At 70.9% G+C, this 388-nt stretch carries 1 pseudogene; it reads left to right on the plus strand.

Going from position 1 to position 388, the window contains the following annotated elements:
- Window positions 1–372: pseudogene (locus C1I89_RS33855) on the plus strand (peptidase); the annotation flags it as partial.
- Between the last annotated feature and the right edge of the window lie 16 nt (window positions 373–388).

Raw genomic sequence — 388 nt, forward strand, 5'->3', positions numbered from 1 at the left:
ACCAGTGTGCAGCTGGTGGACAAGCTGGTGGCCGAGGGGCGCGTGCTGCCCCGGCACCGCGACGGCCTGGTGGCCTTCATGGCCAGCGACGAGGCCGAGCAGCCGCTGGAGTTCGGCGAAGGGGCGACCCGCACCAAGACCAGCGCCCGTGCCTTCCTGGAAGGCTTCCTGAAGGAGCTGCCGCAATCGGTGGACTACGCCGAGCGCGGCCGCGCCGAGGAGCTGCCCGAGGCGGGCGCCTTCCAGGCCCCCCAGGGCTACCAGGTGGACCCCGACAAGGCCCGCCTGCACCAGCAGGCCCTGGCCTACCAGGAGTCCCACAAGTGCGACTACGTGACGGCCGTGCGCGCCGTCCAGCGGAAAGGAGCGTAACGCCATGAGCCAGAAA

Source organism: Achromobacter pulmonis (assembly GCF_002885955.2).
Classification (GTDB): Bacteria; Pseudomonadota; Gammaproteobacteria; order Burkholderiales; family Burkholderiaceae_B; genus Achromobacter; species Achromobacter pulmonis_A.